This window comes from Alkalicoccus chagannorensis DSM 18086 (genome assembly GCF_000429725.1).
Classification (GTDB): Bacteria; Bacillota; Bacilli; order Bacillales; family Salisediminibacteriaceae; genus Alkalicoccus; species Alkalicoccus chagannorensis.
Genome location: NZ_AUCK01000017.1, coordinates 1 through 19,183 on the forward strand (window position 1 = coordinate 1; position 19,183 = coordinate 19,183).

A 19,183-nucleotide genomic window follows, 5' to 3' on the forward strand; every position below is an offset into this window, starting at 1 on the left:
ATTAGCCCCGGTTTCCCGGGGTTATTCCGATCTGGAAGGCAGGTTGCCCACGTGTTACTCACCCGTCCGCCGCTCATTCCACAGGCTTCCCTCCGAAGAGTTCCGCCTGCTTCCTGCGCACGACTTGCATGTATTAGGCACGCCGCCAGCGTTCGTCCTGAGCCAGGATCAAACTCTCCACTAAAATGTGAAGATCGTTGATCTTCCAGCACCGGCATGATAACCGGTCTTTCAAGACGGAATCTGGCTAAAGATTCCTGTAAAAATTGACAGAGAATGATTCATTCTCTTGTTCCTTCTCATCATCTTTTGTTTAGTTTTCAAAGAGCTGTACTGAACCCTATGGTGGGCCTGAGTGGACTCGAACCACCGACCTCACGCTTATCAGGCGTGCGCTCTTACCAACTGAGCTACAGGCCCCGGTTTCAGGCATAAAAATGGAGCGGGTGATGGGAATCGAACCCACGACATCAGCTTGGAAGGCTGAGGTTTTACCACTAAACTACACCCGCTTAGTAAAAACTTATTTTATTTATCAGAGCTGAAATGGTCGGGAAGACAGGATTTGAACCTGCGACCCCTTGGTCCCAAACCAAGTGCTCTACCAAGCTGAGCTACTTCCCGTTTCACTCATCAATGAAAATAAGTATGGTGCGGTTGAGAGGAGTCGAACCTCCACGGGGTGAACCCCCACTAGGCCCTCAACCTAGCGCGTCTGCCATTCCGCCACAACCGCTTGAGCAGTAATAAAATGTATGGTGCGGGTGGAGGGACTTGAACCCCCACGCCCGAAGGCACTAGATCCTAAATCTAGCGCGTCTGCCAATTCCGCCACACCCGCATACGTTTTATTAAGGATATTAAATTGAAAATGGCGGTCCCGACGGGAATCGAACCCGCGATCTCCTGCGTGACAGGCAGGCATGTTAACCGCTACACCACGGGACCTTGTAAATGGTGGAGGATGACAGGCTCGAACTGCCGACCCCCTGCTTGTAAGGCAGGTGCTCTCCCAACTGAGCTAATCCTCCGCTCTTTATGGAGACACAATAACTCATTTTACAATGAAGCTGCTGTTGTGTCAATTGATTTTTTAATGAAAAATGGTGACCCGTACGGGATTCGAACCCGTGTTACCGCCGTGAAAGGGCGGTGTCTTAACCACTTGACCAACGGGCCGGGTATGTACTGGCGGAGAAGGAGGGATTTGAACCCTCGCGCCGCTTGCGCGACCTACACCCTTAGCAGGGGCGCCTCTTCAGCCACTTGAGTACTTCTCCGTGATGGCTCCACCGGTAGGATTCGAACCTACGACCCATCGGTTAACAGCCGATTGCTCTACCACTGAGCTACGGTGGAATATGTTTGCCGCTCAACTGCGACAAAAACTATCTTAACACTCGGTAAATGCTATGTCAATATTGTTTCGAAAAACTTTTTCTGTCGTACTGCGCCATGTCGGTGCCGTTTCGGCGACTTTTATAATGTATCACAGCAGTCAAAAGGGAGTCAATGTTTTCTCGATATTTTTTTCTGCTATTTTTTTCAATGATCCGCTGCATCTGCCGCACATATACTTTTTCGTATTCATCCTTCTCCGTCGCTCGTATTCCTGTCCGCAGGAGAGACACATGTAATAGTGCCGGACAGAGGAAGCAGTCCTTACGCCGGGAACAGAGCGGCAGTGTCTTGCTCCGCCTACTTTCTGCAGAAGCTCCCGGAATTCAGGATCCCTGTGCTGATACCCCCGCCCCTCCAGGTGCAGATGGTAATGGCAGAGTTCATGCTTAATGATCGAGATGAGCTCTTTTCTCCCGTAGTGCTCATAGTGCTTCGGGTTAATCTCGATGTCATGGGAATGAAGAGCATACCTGCCGCCGGTCGTACGGAGGCGACGATTAAAGTAGGCAGTATGCCTGAATGTTTTATTAAAATAACGTTCGGATAGATCTTCAGTCAGCTCCTGCAGCTGCTCGTTGTTCATACGTTCATCCACTCCATCTATAGACTTTCTATATCATAGCACGTCCTGCTCGTGAGAGAAACCCGAGAAACGAGCGTCCGCCTTCCCGCCGCAGGAAGCCAAGATGGGCGGCGGACGCCCGTGGACATAAGCAGGCCGCTCACAGCATCTGCAGGAGCGGCCCATGATAGCACGATATTATCGGGACGGGTTTTTCATCGTCAGTGCAATTCGTCCTTTCGCTGTATCTACCTCTTCAATCCAGACCGTTACTAAATCACCGACGGAGACCACGTCCATCGGGTGCTTGATAAAACGATCAGCAAGCTTGGAAATGTGGACAAGCCCATCCTGCTTCACTCCGATATCGACGAACGCACCGAAATCGACGACATTTCGAACCGTCCCTTCCATTTCCATCCCGCTTTCGAGATCTTCCATAGACAATACATCTTTTTTCAGCAGCGGTTTAGGAACATCGTCGCGGGGATCCCGGGCAGGGCGCTTCAGTGCATCGAGAATGTCCTCCATCGTCGGACGCCCGGTACCGTAACGTTCGGCGAGTATTCCCGGTTTCTCTTTGTTGAGGACCTCCCGTGCTTGTTGAGTACCCGTATCATTCTCCGATAACCCGGCGTCCAGAAGCAGCGACCGGACGGTGTCATAACTTTCCGGGTGGATAGCCGTTTCATCCAGGGGTTCTTCGCCACCGGGAACTCGCAGAAATCCGATGCTTTGTTCATACGTTTTTGCGCCGAGTCTCGGCACCTCTTTCAATGCTTTCCTGCTGGTGTACGCTCCGCTCTCTTCCCGCTGTTTGACTATATTCGCTGCCGTTGTTTTGGTCAGTCCAGCCACATACTGCAGCAGCGCAGAAGAGGCTGTATTAACATTCACGCCGACCTGATTCACTACCGTTTCAACGACGAAGGTGAGACTGGACGCGAGCCGCGTCTGGCTGACATCATGCTGATACTGACCGACTCCGACGGATTGAGGGTCGATCTTCACCAGCTCCGCCAGCGGATCCTGCAGCCTCCGCGCTATGGAAATGGCACTTCGTTCTTCCACTTGTAGATCCGGGAACTCTTTCTTTGCTTCTGGAGAAGCTGAGTACACGCTCGCCCCGGCTTCATTTACGATCAGATAATAGATGTCTTTGTCCATCTCTCCAATGACATCGGCAATAAACTGTTCGCTCTCTCTGGAAGCGGTGCCGTTTCCGATGGCGATCATCGTGATCTGATACTCTTTGATCAGCGTCTTCACGGTGTCAGCTGCTTTTTTCACTTCGTTTCTCGGCGGGGTGGGATAGATTACCCCTGTGTAAAGGTTCTTTCCCGTTTCGTTCACTACGGCTAGTTTACAGCCGGTCCGGTAGGCAGGGTCAACACCAAGCACGACATGGCCCTTCAACGGCGGCTGGAGGAGAAGCTGGCGCAGGTTTTTTGCAAAGAGATCGATGGCCTGCGTTTCGGCCTTTTCGGTCAATGCGCTCCGAATCTCCCTCTCTACTGCCGGCTGGATCAATCGCTTCCAGCTGTCTTCGGCCGCTTCGGCTGTCTGTGCCGCGGCTGCTCTATTCCCATCCGGCACCCAGTGCTTTTGAATAAATGCCAGAATTTCTTCATCCGGCGCCTGAAGCTTTACGCGGAGAATATCTTCTTTTTCGCCCCGATTGACGGCTAGCACCCGGTGAGGAACAAACGAGGAAACCGATTCCTGATAGTCATAGTACATGGCGAACACTTCTTTTTCGTCTTCAGCCTTCGGTTTTTTCACGGAAATCAAAGAACCTTTGTGGAATGACTTCTCTCTGGCAAACGAACGGATGTCCGGATCATCAGCCATTCTTTCCGCGAGAATATCTCTCGCCCCCTGGAGGGCTTCTTCCACGGTTGCTACTTCCTCCTGGAGAAACCTCTCTGCTTCTGCTTCAGGGTCTCCGGTTCCGGTGACCATTAGTTCAGCCAACGGTTCCAGTCCGCGCTCTTTTGCCTTGACCGCCCTAGTACGCCTTTTCTGCTTGTACGGCCTGTATAGATCCTCGACCTCCTGCAGCTTTACGGCCTGCTTCACCGCACGTGCGAGCTCCTCCGTTAATTTATCCTGCTCCTCGATCAGCCGAAGTACTTCCTCTTTCCGTTTTTCCAGCTGCTGCTGATACTGCCACTGCTCGAGGACGGCGCGGATCTGCTCTTCATCGAGACCGCCCGTCTGTTCTTTGCGGTACCTTGCAATAAACGGGACGGTGTTACCTTCTTCTGATAAAGAAATAACCGTCTTAATGTTTTCTGTTTTCAGTCCTGTTTGTGATTGGATATGTTGAATATGTACATTGTCCATGCTGATCCTCCCCTTCCTGTTTTAGTATACGTTCTTCTATCGACACTGCAAATAGGAGAAACCTAACCCGTCAGCATCTGCCTTCTTTTCCGCAGGCGTCTTTTCGTCGGAACAGTGTGCGCAGCAGGTGTTTGAAGGAGAGAACAAGTTTTTCGTTCTTCCGTCCAGCGTGCGGAGCCGCCGCCTTTCCTCATGACATCTTCTTCCTTACGAACCTGAAAGAGAGCCTTCCTGCATAGAAGAAGTCTTTCCCTTTCCATGTCGAAAAGAAGCCGGAGATCCGCTGGCTTTCTGCCTATATTCAGGTTCTCATTCCCTTGTTGGGGTGAATAGACTCAAACCTGCTAAAACGCTTGTCAAATGGCATCGATGTCTCTCCCTGAAAAAACGGACCCTTTCCAGGAGCGAAGCTCGGCGACGCCAGAGGGCTCGATCGCAGTCCTCAGGCAAGCATCCGCCTGATACGGAAGAAAAGATGCCACGGAAATGAACCCCTACCCCAACATGTAGTATAAACCTATTTTCACAGGAGGCATCAGCTCCGAGCACATAAAAAAACCTGCCAGAATATCCCTTCCGACAGGCTCTACCTCTGCTTTTTCACTTCTTCCACGTTACTCCCGCCGTCGATTTACATGGGTGTTTTTCCGATCATCACCGAAGCATCGTCATCCAGATACTGAAAATCTTCGACGAGTCGGTTCATCATGTTCTCCGGCGTTTCCTCATAATGAAAATAAGGATAGGTGAGCGGATTTGCAGGAAATCCGTCCGAATACATAGAAAAGACCATGTCTGCTTCCATCGTCCATCGTTCCACCCGGGGTTTAATCCGGCGGCCGGAAAGGTATCCACGGTTCGGAACCGGGTGTATCACTTCACCATTTTTTTGATAAACATGACAGTTGATATTCCCCACGTTCACATACTCACACTTCCGCTCTTGTGGATAAATACGTAGAATAGACAACACTACTCCACGTGTGCCTCCCATTTGGCTGTTGCATGCCTGCACGATATCGTCCAGTTCATCATCAACTCGGGATGCTACAGCGGAAGTCGCGGTTTTGGCCGCTTCCATGGCAGCCTCGCCGCTGCCAAGTCCATCAACCAGTGCGCAGGTTATCACTCCACGGTGGTTCGTGGCAAAGTAGTCGTCTCCTGTGCACCAGTTGCCGGATTTGGCGGTCTGAAAAATACTGATGTCAGAACCGCCTAAATGAAGGTGCTCAATCAATATTAAAATGCCTCCGTCGGTTCGATCCGTATGGACTCCCGTAACTTCTGCAGGGCACGGCGCTGCAGGCGGGATACATGCATTTGGGAAATACCGAGCTGTTCACCGGTTTCTTTCTGGCTCATGTTATCAAAATAGGTAAGCTGAAGAATCTGCTTTTCTCGTTCGGTCAAAACGGTAAAGGCTTTTTCGAGAAGAAGCTGCTGGTCCGTTTTCTCATAGCCGCCTTCATCCTGTCCAACAAGATCCAGCAGGGTGACGGCACTGCCTTCGTCATCTGCTTCTATCGAGCGGTCAACCGAGAGCGCCTGATAACTTTTACCCATTTCCATCGTTTCCAGTACTTCTTCTTCGGTTACTCCCAGGTGATCCGAAATCTCCTGAACACTCGGGGAACGCTGCAGGGATGTAGTCAGATCTTCGACAGCCCCTTTAATTTTCGGGCCAAGCTCTTTGATCCTCCGTGGAACGTGAACACTCCACGTTTTGTCACGGATAAAGCGCTTGATCTCCCCGACAATGGTCGGGACCGCAAAGGATTCGAAACTTCTCCCATAAGAAGGGTCAAAGCGTCGCAGCGCTGCCAGAAGACCGATCATACCGACCTGGATTAAATCCTCATCATGGCGCTGGCCGCGTGAGAATTTCCGGGCCAACGCATGAACCAGACTCTCGTATTCCTGGACGAGCTCGGTCTGCAGCATGTCGTCGTTCGTTTCCTGGAATTCTGCAATCTTATCCAGCATGGCCTGCTTGGACTCGTTATTGTTGTGGTGATTCTTTTGAGGCTCCTTCTGCATGGGCTTTCACCTCATCTCTCTGCAGGAACTTCGTCATGGTAATAATGACCCCTGCTTCTCCTCTGATATCGACTTCATCCATGAGCGTTTCGATTAGAAAAAGCCCGAGCCCCCCTTCCTTGAGCTCCTCAATCGGCTGATCTTTTGAGACCGGCCCTTTGTTTTTCAGGGTTTCTACGTCTACTGCACCACCTCGGTCAGCCACCATCAGCTCCATCCGGTTCTGGTGAACAGTAAACTCCACGTGCATAGTGTTTTCCTTGGAATCCTGGGCGTATGCGTGATTGACTACGTTCGTGCAGGCTTCTGCTACAGCAATTTTGATATCTTCAATATCATCATAGGAATATCCCAGGCGGTTGGCTACGCCTGATGCGGCCAGACGTACGACGCCGACGTACTCCGGCTTCGCCGGAACTCTCATGTCGATTACTTCGGCATTATTGCTCATAGTTATGCTTCCTCCCTCTTGGCCGCGTCAATGTCAATCACTTCATGGAGCCCAGTGATTTCAAAAAGACGTCGAACACGGTCGTTTAATCCAGTGAGAGTCATGCTGCCTTCTGACTTTTCGGAAGCCTTGAGCGCTCCAATAAAGATGCCGAGCCCGGTACTGTCAATATAATCTACTCCGGACAAATCAATAACGAGATCATGTTCCCCTTCTGCAAGCGGCTGGATGGTCTCTTTCAATTTGGTTGCCGTATATACGTCAACTTCCCCTTCGACAAAAGCTACGTTCTTTCCTTTTTTTTCCTGAACATCAATGTCTAGGTTCATGGTTATCCTCCTCAACGAATAGCACTCTATCCAATATGTTTTTCCCCGGTCGGGAAAAGGTTAAACCTTCCTGCGTAAAATCATCAATGTAAAATCATCACGCAGCTGAAACTCCTGCGCCTTCTCGAGCTGTTGATAAATTTCATCCACAATCTCCTGAGCAGGCAGGTCCAGCCGTTCGCGGATCATGTTCGTAATCTGATCCCGTTCAATGAACTCCCCGTCTACCCGGCTTTCCGTCACACCATCAGACAGGAACACGACCATATCTCCGTCTTCAAGCGGAAAATCGTATTCTTTGTAGGTCATACGCGGAGATACACCGAGGACGAGTCCGCGGCCTTCGAGGTCTGTGAACGTGTCACCGGCGGACTGATAGAAAAATCCGGGCTCGTGTCCCGCACTGGCAAAATAAAAATGACTGTTTTTTGGATGATATACACCGTACATCATCGTAATAAACATGTCATCGTCAATATTACGCTCGACAACCCGGTTCAGACTTTCCAGGACATAGCCCGGCTGCATCTGCTTATCTGTCAGTGTGTCCATCGCGTACTTGATCATGGACATCGACATCGCAGCAGGGACGCCTTTTCCAATCACGTCCGCTACCGCAATCGCCAGGTTCCCTTCATCATCGAGATCGTAGTGATAATAATCTCCACTCATTTTCCCCGCTGGTACACTGACGACGCCGAAATCAACCTCATCAAGATTGATTCCCGCGTCCGGCAGCAGGGTGCGCTGCATCTGGGCAGCGACATTCAATTCTGATTCCAGCTCCTGCTGGCGGTCCCGCAGGCTCTGGTGTTCTCGGTAGGCAAGCCCGTAGCCGATCATGACTTCCAGAAGAAGGTCAAAAGAATCGGTCACTTCTTCCGGAAGTTCATCTGCTATATCCTGAAACACAGAAAGATGGAGACTGACTGTCTCTTCCGGGGACATGTCCTGCTCCATCATCTGCTTGCTGAACTGCTGAGCATGGTAGAGTGCATGTTCGCTTTTGTTCTGCAGGTAGCTGGTCAGCATATTTTTATACAACTGGTACATAGACACTTGCATATCATCCAAAAGCTTTCACCTCTTCACCGCAGCCATTTGATCGCCGTAATAATCGTCCCTTCGTCCATTTCAGAATCAATGATGAACTCATCCATGAGCCGTTTCACACCGGGAAGACCAGCACCGAGTCCACCGGAAGTGGTGAAGCCGTCCTCCATGACGCGGCGGACATCTTTGATTCCCGGCCCTTCATCGGAAGCGATGATTTTCATCCCACGCTTTCCGGAGTCCGCTACTTCCTCAATTTTGATCTGCCCCTGATTGGCATAGAGATAAATATTACGGGCAAGCTCAGATATGGCTGTCGTAATACGGGCCTGGTCAACAGAGCCAAAGCCAATTTCTCTAGCCAGCTTTCGTCCAGCCTGCCGGGCCGCTACAATACCCCATTCACTATTAATATCGACATGGGTTTGAACTTGCATAATTCACCCCTCCAATTCGAGCTGGAGTCGTTCCAACCCTTGTTCAAGGTCCAATGCAGTAGGGACTTCATCAAGTGCAATGCCCATGTCAATAAGCGTGATTGCCACTGCCGGCTGTATACCGGTCAAAACGACTTTCGCGCCCATAAGGTTGGACATGTCTACAACATCACCCAGTACTTTAGCAATAAACGAGTCGATCATTTCAACAGAGGTTAAATCGATGACGACCCCGCGGGATCCTTCTTCATGGATTTTCGCGAGTACATCTTCCTGAAATTGGAGAGCCGTCTGATCATCCAGCTCCACCTGGACGGAAATTAATAGATAGTCATGCAGCTTTAAAATTGGAATTCTCACGCCTGACCCTCCTGCTCATCCAGATCTGTGATTTCCCGCTTGGTCATTTCAAGCGCTGTTTCCACGCCCTTTTTCAGGGTGCTCTTTGTCGGAAAACGACCTAGATCGATACCGAGATTGACGATCGTTTGTGCAATCTCCGGCCGGATGCCGACGAGAATGCAGGTAGCTCCGACCAGACGCACCGCTTCAGAAGCCTGAATAATATGGTGGGCCACCATCGTATCGACTACAGGCACGCCGGTAATATCAATCAGCACCACTTGAGATCGGTGCTCAATCACACCATCCAGGAGGTTCTCCATGATCAGCTTCGCTCTTTCGGTGTCGATTGTTCCGACCAGCGGCATTACGCTGATTTTATCGAAGACTGGAATAAGCGGCGCCGAAAGCTCTTTCAAAGCCATTTTCTGAAGGAAAACTGTGTTCTCCCACGATCCGGAATATTGATCCACCAGGAGATTGACGACATCGTCCACCCAGTTTTCGATTTCCTGAAAGAACTCCAGTTTATCTTCGGGCACATCCGAATTTGCTGCGACAACGCTGACAGAAGCTTTACGGAACTCCTGCAGACCACGGGTGATAAAATTCAGCGGCCACCCCATTTGTATGAGCCGTTCAACAAACTGGTTGAGCTCCTCATCACTGACAGCGTCCTGCTGCAGGGTCGTAAGCAGCTTATGGACAAACTCCCTGCTCGTATTATCAAACATGGAGTCTGTGACGTTCTTCAGTCCGTCTTCTTTACGGAATGCTTCTATTTGATTGAGCCAGGAATCGATGATCTGTTCCTGGTGATTCATTACATCTTCCCGTGCTTTCGCCTTCATGCCAATTACAGCCTCCACTCTTCAAGACAAAGTTATATGTCCATTATTTCACTGATACCCGCTATTTGCAAACGTTCCATCCCGCAGAACTCTGGAGGAATCTATAATTTCCTTGTTCCTGAGTATCCGATTCAGCCTCCGCAGCTGCCATAGACACAAAAAAGACCGAACCTTCCTCGTGAAGTCCGGTCTTTCTCTCAGGATGATATTAAAAGTCAACAAGGCCGATACTAATATTCAGTGCTTCATTCACTTCTACCATCATACGTTCATCCAGCTGCGTGATCTTATCTGTCAGCCGTTGTTTATCAATTGTTCGTATTTGTTCAAGCAGTATGACAGAGTCCCGGTCAAAACCGTATCGCTCCGCATCTATCTCTACATGTGTCGGCAGTTTCGCTTTCTGAATCTGGGCAGTGATCGCTGCTACGATAACGGTCGGGCTGAACCGGTTGCCGATATCATTCTGAATGACGAGCACCGGACGGATACCGCCCTGCTCTGAACCGACTACAGGCGAGAGATCTGCAAAATACACATCTCCCCGCTTTACAATCAAGCCGCTACACCCCGCTTACAAGGCGATCCAGGGTGGTTTCAGCCTCCTCTTCAGCCAAGAAGGATTCCGTCGCAATATTCAGGTTGATTTTCGCCATGTCCATGTATCCCTGCTGCATCTTTCTGCGGATCTGCTCTTTCTTTTGTTCCTGCACGTACTCCATTGTAGCCTTTTGGATCAGGTCATCTCGTTTCATCAGGCCATCTCCTCCAATCAGTTCGTCCAGCTCGTTAACCAGCTGTCCGGGAAGGTTTACAGTAATGCTCTTGCTCGCATCCATTCATCGGCACCCCCATACGTCCGTTCAGCAGATTCAATTCCAACATAATCATATCATTTGACACCCGAAGTTGCCAAACCCTTTTTTGAGATTTTTTCCGAAATCTCGACGAAACGTCCGGCGTTTTCACACAATTCACACGTTTGTGCTGGTGCAGAGGCGCCGAAGCCGGAATCAAACCGCTGTTTTTTAAAAAAATCTATGACCGCAGGCGCGCTATGCCAGCGATCAGGCAGGCGCGCTGCCTTCGTTAAGCATCCATTCGTCATGCCGGAGGTGCGTCAAAAAGTGAAACGGCTCCTCACTTCCACCTGTTCTCCGTTTATCAAAATCACTCTCGGTACCCGGGAAGAGATGATGCAAGGTACTTCATAGCTGATCGTATCCACTCTTCCAGCCACTTCATCCATCGTGATCTCTTCTCCGCCCTGCCTGCCGATCAGCACGACTTCTTCTCCCGTCTCGACCGGCTCCTCCACTTCAATCATCATTTGATCCATACAGATCCGACCGATGATCCGCGCTCGTCTGCCGTTGATGAGCACATCGCCGTCCTGATGGGCCCGGATCCAGCCATCTGCATAGCCGATCGGCACGGTGGCAGTCCACATGTCCCGCTCTGCTTTGTACGACCTGCCATAGCTGACGGTTTCGCCGCGCTGCAGATGCTTGCAGTGGGTAACGCGGCTTTTCAGCGTAAAAGCTCTCTTTAAGGGAAAAGGCAGATCCGATTGAATCTCTGCAGATGGATTTAGGCCGTACATCGAAATACCAAAACGCACCGTGTTCAGTGCCGCTTCGTCCACCCGCATGGCAGCTGCACTGTTCGCCGCATGGATCGAGTCCAGCGTGCCCGTCGTTTCTTCCAGCGTTTTCCTCTGGAACGTGAATTGTTCCAGCTGTTCTCTCGTGAAGCTGAGGTCTTTTTCGTCGCTTGCGGCAAAGTGCGTGAACGCACCAGTGACCCGGACACTGTCGTGTGCTGCTGCTTTCCTTCCGAAAGAACGGATTTCTCCGACTTGTTTGAGGCCGAGGCGGTTCATTCCAGAATCGAGCTTGACGTGTACGTCCACGATGCCATCCAAGGCGAGCGCGTCCAGCCAGGCTTCTGCGTAGGCAGTCAACGTGATGTCGTAAGCGGCAGCCGCTGCTGCATCTTCCGGCCGTGAATACCCCATCACGAGAATCGGTGCGGTCATCCCTGCCTGACGGAGCTCCAGTGCTTCGTCCAGCATGGCCACAGCCAGCTGATCTGCTCCGGCACGAAGGGCAGCCTTCGCTGTGTGCACGGCTCCATGTCCGTATCCGTCCGCCTTCACTACGGCCATGATTCCCGTTTTTTCAGGGAGGTGGCTGCGGAGGGCTGCGACATTCTCCTCTACTGCATCCATGTCAATGTCCGCCCACGTATCCCGGTAAAAGGAGGGGCCTGCTTTCATTGTTGTCATTTTCATCACTCCTCCTCTTCGATCAGCACATGGGCACAGGCATACTCCCTGCTGTGGGAAATGGAAAGATGAACGTTCCCCGTCTCTCCACGGACCCGCATCACCGGCCTGCCTGAAGGATCGTTTTGAATGTCAATATCCTGAAAAGAGAGCTTCTGTCCGATCCCGCACCCTTTTGCTTTTGCGTAGGCTTCTTTTGCCGCAAAACGCCCGGCTGCATAGACTGCCTTCTGGTCTCCGCTTTTTTTCTCCAGCAGCCGACGCTCTTCTTCCGTGAACAGCCGCCGTGCGAGACGTGGCATCGCCTGCCTGATCCGGCTGATTTCTACAATATCGATCCCTGTCCCTACTATCATCTTCCTGCACCTCTCCTGCGTGCGCCGCTGTGATTGTCTATGATAAAATTAATACATCTTCGCACTCTATTATAGAGGAAACTATAGTGGAGTTCACGAAGGAATCCTATGTAGAAATGGGGCTCGTCGATGTTTCTCCGCAATGAAAGCTTTGGTGAATATATACGTTCCTACAAAGTAATCACAGCCATCATTATTGTTAATTTGTTCTTCTTCATCTGGGTGGATCTGTTCACGTTTCTCGGCGGTGCTGAAATCCGCGGGCTCGGCATCGGTTCGAACATCCATATTGCCATGGGGGAATGGTGGCGGTTCATCACGCCGATTTTTCTGCACGGCGGACTCACCCATGTGCTCTTCAATTCCTTTGCGCTCTTTTTATTCGGGCCGGCGTTAGAACAAATGCTCGGAAGGACCCGGTTTATTGCTGCGTACCTCGGCACAGGGATTTTCGCTAATGTCGTCTATTTCTATTTCGGCTCCCCTGACCCGCACCTCGGTGCTTCCGGTGCTGTATTCGGCCTTTTTGGTATCTATCTTTATATGGTCGCACTGCGCAAAGACTTGATATCGAATGTGAACTCCCAGATGATCACCGTCATTATTGTCATAGGTGTCATCATGACGTTTATCAATCCGCAAGTCAACATCATCGCCCACATTTTCGGTCTTTTGTCAGGGGCCCTGATCGCTCCATTGATGCTTGCAGGAGTGCGGTACAGTGATCAATTTACAGAAAGGCATGTCCACGACCCGGATGAAATCGGCTTTGACCCGGACCGTTGGCGCAAAAAAGCGAGGCTGAAACAGCGGATCTGGTTTTACGCTGCAGCCGGACTGGTCGCGATGATTGCCTTCTTCGCTTTCGTCGACTTTTTCCTTCTGCCGTAGTCAGACACAGGGTCTTGTTAGAACAGACACGTCCGTGCTTCTCAACGACACAAGCCGATATCGGAACGGCGTGTGCAGCAGGCTTTCTACCCGTGAAGCGCGCACCACTTCCCTCGATGAGAACGTACACATGCTTATCACAGAAGAAAAAAGGAGCACTCCACTGAAGGGAGTGCTCCTTTTTTTCGTAACAGCAGATATCGACCGTCAGCTTTCTCAGTAACGTTTCAGCAGGTAGTGCAGCGGCAGAATGGAGACGAGCACAATCAAAAGGGCTCCTGGCGCCGCCTGATGGTATAACGCTTCGGAAGCTTCTACATACACGCGGACAGCAAGCGTATCAAACCCGGGCGGGCGCAGCATCAAGGTTGCCGGCAGTTCTTTGATCGAACTGACAAACACCAGGGCCCCGCCGGCAAGGATGCCGGGCATGATGGAAGGCAGCGTCACCTTAAGCATCACCTTCCACGCCGGGTAGCCGAGGCTGCGCGCGGCTTCATCCATGCGCGGAGAGACAAGGCTTAAAGAGGCCTCGCCTGCCTGCATCGCCTGTGGAAGGAAGCGCACAATAAACGCGATTGCAATCATGTACATCGTGTTATACAGCATCGGCAGGTGATTATTGAAGATAAACACCATTCCGAGAGCAACGATCACCCCGGGCAGCGCGTACCCTGTATAGCTCAGTTTATCCACGGTAGATGAAATCACCGAAGGATGGCGCGATTTCAAATAAATGAGCGGCAGAGCCAAGACCATACAGAACAAAGCCGCCATACCGGAAACTTGAATGCTGTTCCACGCATAGGCGAAGAAGTCAGCATCAATTACGCCGACACCGGCACCGATTGCTGTCCAGTAGACGAGAACATAAATCGGGAGAGCCACTGCCATACCGAAGATAGCAGCTACATACAACGTGACGAGCGGCTTCCAGCGCCCGAGCTTCAGAATCTCCGGCGGGCGGTAGGAATTCGACGTCTGATAAAATTTATTCTTTCGCCGTGTATACGATTCGATCCACAGAACAAAGACGGTAATCACAATCAGAACGAGACTCAACACAGAAGCTGCAGGAATATCAAACCCTGCGCGCTGGTAGTAAATCGCGGCCGTGAATGTCACATACCGCATCATGGCAATCGCGCCGAAATCCGACAGCACGTAGAGCGAAATGAGAATGGCACCGGCGCCAATAGCAGGCCGCATGAGCGGGAGGTTGACCTTGCGGAAGATCTGCCCCGTCGTCATACCTTGGGAGCGGGCCACTTCTTCATAGTTCCGGTTCATCTTCCGAAGCGACGCACAGGAGATCAAAAAGACGTAAGGGTACGTGAACATCGTCATCACAAAGAACACACCCCAGAACGAGTACACATCCAGCGGATAGCCTCCCATGAAACCGTCCAATCCCATCTCCCAGAAATCACGCATCCAGCCGCTCGGACCGAAAACGATGATGTAGGTGACTGCACCTACATATGGCGGAATGACGAGCGGAATGGCCAGCAGCCACTGCCACATTTTCCTGCCGGGGACATCGGTCCTTGTAACGAACCAGGCGAGCGAGACCCCGATGACAATCGCAGCTGCTGTCACGGCGACTGTTAATGAGACCGTATTCCAAAGCAGCCCGGGGATCCGTCCGCCGAGCAGCCTCATCCAGCTGTCTACACCCGCCTGCAGGGACTGGACGATCACGTAAAGGAGCGGGACGGACATCAGTACACCCGTCAGGAGTCCAATAATCAAGAGTACCGGTCCCGGAGGGTTCCCGCGCCAAATATCACGCCATAGTCGCATCGTGCTGTATTTGAACTTTTGGATGCTGGATTCTTCTGGTGAAGACATACACACGATTCCTCCGACTTAGAATTGACTGCACGTTTCATTCAATCATATTTTGCTGCACAGCGCTACTGAAACAATATGTAAGGGTGCGTCCCGAAGCAAAGCAAGCAAGGGACCAAACGATCCAACTGCCTTTGACCGGAGACACGCACGCAGTCGCTGCGAAGCAGAGGTCCATCTCCTCGCCGACAGGGAGCTCCAAATGCCTGCTGCGCCCGGGCACGTAACAGGAAAAAGTCTGCGGTTCAGCACCGGCAGACTCTTCCTGCAGCATTCGTTTGTCTTAACGGAGCTCTAAATCGAGTCCGGCATCCTCAATCAGCTGACGTGTGTCTTCGAAGTAGTTTCCGAGCTCACGGATCGGCATATCCTGTACTTCCAGTTCCTCAAACGGGACGGCTTCTTCAAACGGCGGTTCCAGTTCCGGATTGATCGGTACTTCGAGTGATTCACCGACGAAAGCGAGCTGATTCTCTTCCTGGAGTACCCAGTTCAGAAACGCCTTTGCGTTCTCCTCGTTAGGACCGCCTGCAACATTCCCGACACCAGCAGCGTTCACAATGGCTCCCATTTCATCTTCGCCCTGGTCGGCATAAACGAAACCGACATTGTTGTCCTCCGGTTCTTCGAGCTGCTGATGGAAGTAGTAGTTATTCACAAGACCAAAAGCATGCTCACCTGCTCCTACGGCGCGACGGATATCTCCGTGACCTTCGAAGACGCCTGCCGCTTGATCACGAATCGATTCAATCCATTCCTGCGTACGCTCGTCGCCCCACTCGTAGCGGAGAGCTGATACGTTCCCGATCATCCCGCCGTTGCCTCCACGGGTAATCGCATAGCCGTTCTCTACATCTGCATACGATTCGTCAAACAGGTCTTCCATGCTGGAAGGAACATCTTCCTCTTCGATCATGTCCTGATTATAAATGAATCCCCGTGCCCGTGTGGAAAGAGCGAACCAGGCATCATTTTCTGCGCGGAACTGCTCCTCAATGGTGTCGATATTCTCCAGGCTGTCGTTCGCCTCAAGAAAACCTTCATCATTGAGATACTCGAGGGCCCCTACATCATTGGAGATGTAGACATCCGCCTGCACGTTCCCGGCTTCCTCCTGAATCTGCAGAGCTTCTGCTTCATGGAGCGCCTGCACTTCTACGCCTGTTTCCTCTTCAAATTTATCCAGCAGGTCGTTGACGAAGATTTCATTTCGCGCGGAGTAAACAACAAGCTCGCCATCGAGATCTGCAAATGCTTCAGAACCCTCTTCCCCGTTGTTATCCTCATTCTCTTCTCCATTACCATTATTGGCATCATCATCGTTGTTCTCGTTGTCATTCTCATTCAGTTCTTCGCTGTCCTCGCTGGAGTCAGCACCGCCGTTCTCGTTATTATTCTCATTGACGGCATTGCCGCCGGCTTGATTGTTCTCTGCTTCCTGCGCGTTTTCTATGTCATTCCCGCAAGCGGTAAGAAATACTGCTGTAAGTACGGACGCTGTCAGCGCCTTATTCCGGATCTTCATGATTAGTCAAGCACTCCTTTTTTATCAATGAATTAAATGAAAATGATTATCATTTCTACTGATACTCAGGTTATCGCAAATGAGAATCAATGTCAACTGCGTTCATAAAAGAAAGATTTCTTTTCCCGAACCTGCTTCTCCCACATCAAGTGCATCAGAAATGAGGCGCATCGCGCGACGCTGTCTCCATCGAGGATAACTGATGTATGCTCCTCACTGAAAAAGCGCCCGCAGTATAGGCTGCGAACGCTCTTCAACACGTGCATGGGTGACTCGGGAGCTACTCCACAAGCGCAACCAATTCGGGCTTGATATCAAAGGAGACGATGGTTCCAATCTCTACATCCTGTTCCACAGGGGCATAAATCACCATCGGGGCCTGCGTCAGGGCAGAATCATCGTTCAGCTTGACGTGCAGCTCCTGGTATTCACCACCGTACGTCACGCGCTCGACACGGCCGCAGTAATCGCCCTGTTCGGACAGCATGCAGCCTTCTGGACGGATCGACAGCGTAACCTTTTCGAGCTGCTGCTTCGATTCTTCCGGAAGAGACACTTTACCAATGTGCGTGTGAATACTTTTCAGGTCATGATCCATCTGACCGGTCAGAAGGTTTGTCTTCCCGACAAACTGAGCGACAAAGCAGTTCTTCGGACATCGGTACATTTCTTTCGGGGCAGCGATCTGCTGAATAACCCCTTCGTTCATCACGACAACCCGGTCGGAAACAGCAAAGGCATCCTTCTGGTCATGCGTAACAATGATGGCTGTAATATTGGCACGTCGAAGGATGTTCGTGACATCAAAGCGCATTTTTTCGCGCAGGCCGGCATCGAGGTTACTAAACGGTTCATCCATCAGCACGACGTGCGGTTTGGGCGCGAGTGCACGGGCCAGGGCGACACGCTGCTGCTGCCCTCCGGATAGCTCTGTCGGATAGCGGTCTGCATAAGCCTCGAGTTCGACGAGTTCCAACACTTCCGCCGCCCGCTTCTTTTTGTCCCGCTTCTTCCATTTATTCAGTCCGAACATGATGTTCTTTTCGATCGTCATATGAGGAAACAGCGCATAATCCTGAAAGACCATGCCGATTCCACGCTTTTCCGGAGGCAGCACCCGGTTCTCATTGACGACAACCGCGTCGTCAATATGGATCGATCCTGCGCTTGGATTTTCAAAACCTGCAATCATACGGAGTGTGGTCGTTTTACCACAACCGCTTGGACCAAGCAGAGAAAGAATTTCCCCTTCTTTTATTGAGAGACTCAATTTATCAACTGCCGGCTTTCCGGCATCTGAGAACGACTTCGTGATGTGATCAAGCTGTATAAAACTCATGACGTACCCTCCATCGAAGATTTCCCGTGACCGCGTCCCTGCTTCTTATTTAGAATGATTTTAATCTAGTTGAGAATCATTTTCATTTCTAATCCACCGAAAGTATAGCACGTTTACTTTCAAAAGGTCAATGAAATTCCTTCTCATTAAGAGCGCCTCTCTGCATTCCTTCTTTTTTTGTCACATCTGCTCTCCTCTAGTCATCATGACTGCGCTGCCATACGGAGACTGTCGGCCTTGATCGCAGGAAGCCGACGCATGTTCTCCGGCTCTGCTCTGAAGAGAGAACGAGCCGTCACCTTCCCTCAAAAAGACGCACCATTCTTTTTGAAACCGTTGAACTCCCCCTTCTCATCTCCGCAAAGAGGCGGGGAATTCCCACGTCTGTTGATTACCAATATCCTCCAAATGATATCTGTTGTTTTTTCTATAGAAACAACAGAAAGAGCTTCTTATTTGGAATACGGAGAGACGCTCTGCTTCCGCCGGACGCTTTCCGGAGGGGACTCGCTCCGCTGGCCTGGCTCCGGCAGTCGGATCTTCGAATCGTCCTGATCGTCCCGGAGTCGCCGGCTGCGCGCCGCTCTTATTTAATAAGCTACCTTGAAAATAGAACATAGGAGTTTCATCTATCATGGTGCAGCGAGGCTGCATGAGTGTCTCTGTTATCGTTTGTTGTTGATAATGACAGAAAACGCCGCTGCAACTCGGCAGGCTTGCCGTAGAGGAAATTTCCAGCTTCCTCGGTCTTACGCCCTGCGGGATCTTCCGATCTCCTTCTTCCACAGGCGTCCGCCGGTCTTCGCTGCGTCCTTCTGAAAGAAACTTTTATTAAACGGAGCAAGCCCAGGCTATTTTTCGAGACGCCTGCGGATAAAGAAAGCGTGAAGATCCTCCCGGACGTAAGGGAGGGAGGGAGAGCGGAAGGATTTCTCCGCCGCAAGCGAAGAAAAAAGAGCCGCAGGCGTACTTTTGTTATAACAACACTAGGCTTTAACAAAGCCATTTAATAAAAGGCTGCAATGCTTTTTCTCTAAACAAAAGCGCAAAGCGCCTTTTTGGTCGGAATGGCGTGCAGCGCACGATGCAGCTGTCTCCTTGTATGAAAACTTATGCTTTCCTATA

18 protein-coding genes, 10 tRNA genes and 1 rRNA gene are annotated in these 19,183 nt (G+C 51.0%); 1 reads left to right on the forward strand and 28 read right to left on the reverse strand.

Features of this window, described 5'->3' with window-relative positions; genetic code table 11:
- The 25 genes from G477_RS0110260 to acpS form a co-directional block, all read right to left on the reverse strand.
- Window positions 1-184: ribosomal RNA gene (locus G477_RS0110260) — 16S ribosomal RNA — on the reverse strand; the annotation flags it as partial.
- Between the two features lie 159 nt (window positions 185-343).
- Window positions 344-420 (reverse strand) — tRNA-Ile (locus tag G477_RS0110265).
- A gap of 18 nt (window positions 421-438) precedes the next feature.
- Window positions 439-512: transfer RNA gene (locus G477_RS0110270), tRNA-Gly, on the reverse strand.
- Window positions 513-547: 35 nt separating this feature from the next.
- Window positions 548-624, reverse strand: a tRNA-Pro gene (locus G477_RS0110275).
- A 25-nt stretch (window positions 625-649) separates the two neighbouring features.
- Window positions 650-736 (reverse strand) — tRNA-Leu (locus tag G477_RS0110280).
- Between the two features lie 20 nt (window positions 737-756).
- A tRNA-Leu gene (locus G477_RS0110285) sits at window positions 757-841 on the reverse strand.
- Window positions 842-872: 31 nt separating this feature from the next.
- Window positions 873-948 (reverse strand) — tRNA-Asp (locus tag G477_RS0110290).
- A 7-nt stretch (window positions 949-955) separates the two neighbouring features.
- Window positions 956-1,031: transfer RNA gene (locus G477_RS0110295), tRNA-Val, on the reverse strand.
- 73 nt (window positions 1,032-1,104) lie between these two features.
- Window positions 1,105-1,179, reverse strand: a tRNA-Glu gene (locus G477_RS0110300).
- Window positions 1,180-1,189: 10 nt separating this feature from the next.
- Window positions 1,190-1,280: transfer RNA gene (locus G477_RS0110305), tRNA-Ser, on the reverse strand.
- Between the two features lie 4 nt (window positions 1,281-1,284).
- Window positions 1,285-1,359, reverse strand: a tRNA-Asn gene (locus G477_RS0110310).
- Between the two features lie 139 nt (window positions 1,360-1,498).
- Entirely contained in the window at window positions 1,499-1,984 is a 486-nt protein-coding gene (locus G477_RS0110315; protein ID WP_026697878.1) for a SprT family protein, read from the reverse strand.
- A 177-nt stretch (window positions 1,985-2,161) separates the two neighbouring features.
- On the reverse strand, window positions 2,162-4,309 hold the full coding sequence (locus tag G477_RS0110320) for a Tex family protein (protein WP_035211816.1): 2,148 nt from the start codon (window positions 4,307-4,309) through the stop codon (window positions 2,162-2,164).
- Window positions 4,310-4,940: 631 nt separating this feature from the next.
- Window positions 4,941-5,546, reverse strand: a complete 606-nt coding sequence (locus G477_RS20550) for a SpoIIE family protein phosphatase (RefSeq protein ID WP_051287922.1) — start codon at window positions 5,544-5,546, stop codon at window positions 4,941-4,943.
- Window positions 5,547-5,548: 2 nt separating this feature from the next.
- Window positions 5,549-6,292, reverse strand: coding sequence for an RNA polymerase sigma factor SigB (gene sigB / locus G477_RS0110330; RefSeq protein WP_415783277.1), 744 nt, complete (start codon window positions 6,290-6,292; stop codon window positions 5,549-5,551).
- A 16-nt stretch (window positions 6,293-6,308) separates the two neighbouring features.
- Window positions 6,309-6,797, reverse strand: a complete 489-nt coding sequence (gene rsbW / locus G477_RS0110335; RefSeq protein ID WP_026697881.1) for an anti-sigma B factor RsbW — start codon at window positions 6,795-6,797, stop codon at window positions 6,309-6,311.
- Between the two features lie 2 nt (window positions 6,798-6,799).
- Window positions 6,800-7,126 (reverse strand): STAS domain-containing protein, encoded by a 327-nt coding sequence (locus G477_RS0110340; protein ID WP_026697882.1) that lies wholly within the window; start codon window positions 7,124-7,126, stop codon window positions 6,800-6,802.
- A 60-nt stretch (window positions 7,127-7,186) separates the two neighbouring features.
- Window positions 7,187-8,191: a SpoIIE family protein phosphatase gene (locus G477_RS0110345; RefSeq protein ID WP_156897333.1), complete on the reverse strand. Its 1,005-nt coding sequence runs from the start codon at window positions 8,189-8,191 to the stop codon at window positions 7,187-7,189.
- A gap of 23 nt (window positions 8,192-8,214) precedes the next feature.
- Entirely contained in the window at window positions 8,215-8,616 is a 402-nt protein-coding gene (locus G477_RS0110350) for an anti-sigma regulatory factor (protein WP_026697884.1), read from the reverse strand.
- A gap of 3 nt (window positions 8,617-8,619) precedes the next feature.
- Window positions 8,620-8,976 carry an STAS domain-containing protein gene (locus G477_RS0110355; RefSeq protein WP_026697885.1) on the reverse strand — a complete coding sequence of 119 codons (357 nt, stop codon included), beginning with the start codon at window positions 8,974-8,976 and terminating at the stop codon, window positions 8,620-8,622.
- Window positions 8,973-9,809: an RsbT co-antagonist protein RsbRA gene (locus G477_RS0110360; RefSeq protein WP_026697886.1), complete on the reverse strand. Its 837-nt coding sequence runs from the start codon at window positions 9,807-9,809 to the stop codon at window positions 8,973-8,975. Before G477_RS0110360 ends, G477_RS0110355 begins: the two co-directional genes overlap by 4 nt.
- A gap of 208 nt (window positions 9,810-10,017) precedes the next feature.
- On the reverse strand, window positions 10,018-10,368 hold the full coding sequence (locus G477_RS0110365) for a type II toxin-antitoxin system PemK/MazF family toxin (protein WP_026697887.1): 351 nt from the start codon (window positions 10,366-10,368) through the stop codon (window positions 10,018-10,020).
- 4 nt (window positions 10,369-10,372) lie between these two features.
- Window positions 10,373-10,648, reverse strand: coding sequence for a hypothetical protein (locus G477_RS0110370; RefSeq protein ID WP_026697888.1), 276 nt, complete (start codon window positions 10,646-10,648; stop codon window positions 10,373-10,375).
- Between the two features lie 281 nt (window positions 10,649-10,929).
- Window positions 10,930-12,102 (reverse strand): alanine racemase, encoded by a 1,173-nt coding sequence (gene alr / locus G477_RS0110375; RefSeq protein WP_415783276.1) that lies wholly within the window; start codon window positions 12,100-12,102, stop codon window positions 10,930-10,932.
- Window positions 12,102-12,452, reverse strand: a complete 351-nt coding sequence (gene acpS, locus G477_RS0110380) for a holo-ACP synthase (protein WP_026697890.1) — start codon at window positions 12,450-12,452, stop codon at window positions 12,102-12,104. The genes alr and acpS overlap by 1 nt, the downstream gene beginning before the upstream one ends.
- A 129-nt stretch (window positions 12,453-12,581) precedes the next feature.
- Between acpS and G477_RS0110385 the strand changes: the two genes are divergently transcribed.
- Window positions 12,582-13,343 carry a rhomboid family intramembrane serine protease gene (locus G477_RS0110385; protein WP_026697891.1) on the forward strand — a complete coding sequence of 254 codons (762 nt, stop codon included), beginning with the start codon at window positions 12,582-12,584 and terminating at the stop codon, window positions 13,341-13,343.
- A gap of 216 nt (window positions 13,344-13,559) precedes the next feature.
- On the opposite strand, the gene G477_RS0110395 is transcribed toward G477_RS0110385, so the two are convergent.
- The 3 genes from G477_RS0110395 to G477_RS0110410 all read right to left on the reverse strand — a co-directional run bounded on the left by G477_RS0110395 (window position 13,560) and on the right by G477_RS0110410 (window position 18,058).
- Window positions 13,560-15,194 carry an ABC transporter permease gene (locus G477_RS0110395; protein ID WP_026697892.1) on the reverse strand — a complete coding sequence of 545 codons (1,635 nt, stop codon included), beginning with the start codon at window positions 15,192-15,194 and terminating at the stop codon, window positions 13,560-13,562.
- Window positions 15,195-15,477: 283 nt separating this feature from the next.
- Window positions 15,478-16,719, reverse strand: coding sequence for an extracellular solute-binding protein (locus G477_RS19355; RefSeq protein ID WP_084406215.1), 1,242 nt, complete (start codon window positions 16,717-16,719; stop codon window positions 15,478-15,480).
- Window positions 16,720-16,999: 280 nt separating this feature from the next.
- Window positions 17,000-18,058: an ABC transporter ATP-binding protein gene (locus G477_RS0110410; RefSeq protein WP_026697893.1), complete on the reverse strand. Its 1,059-nt coding sequence runs from the start codon at window positions 18,056-18,058 to the stop codon at window positions 17,000-17,002.
- Between the last annotated feature and the right edge of the window lie 1,125 nt (window positions 18,059-19,183).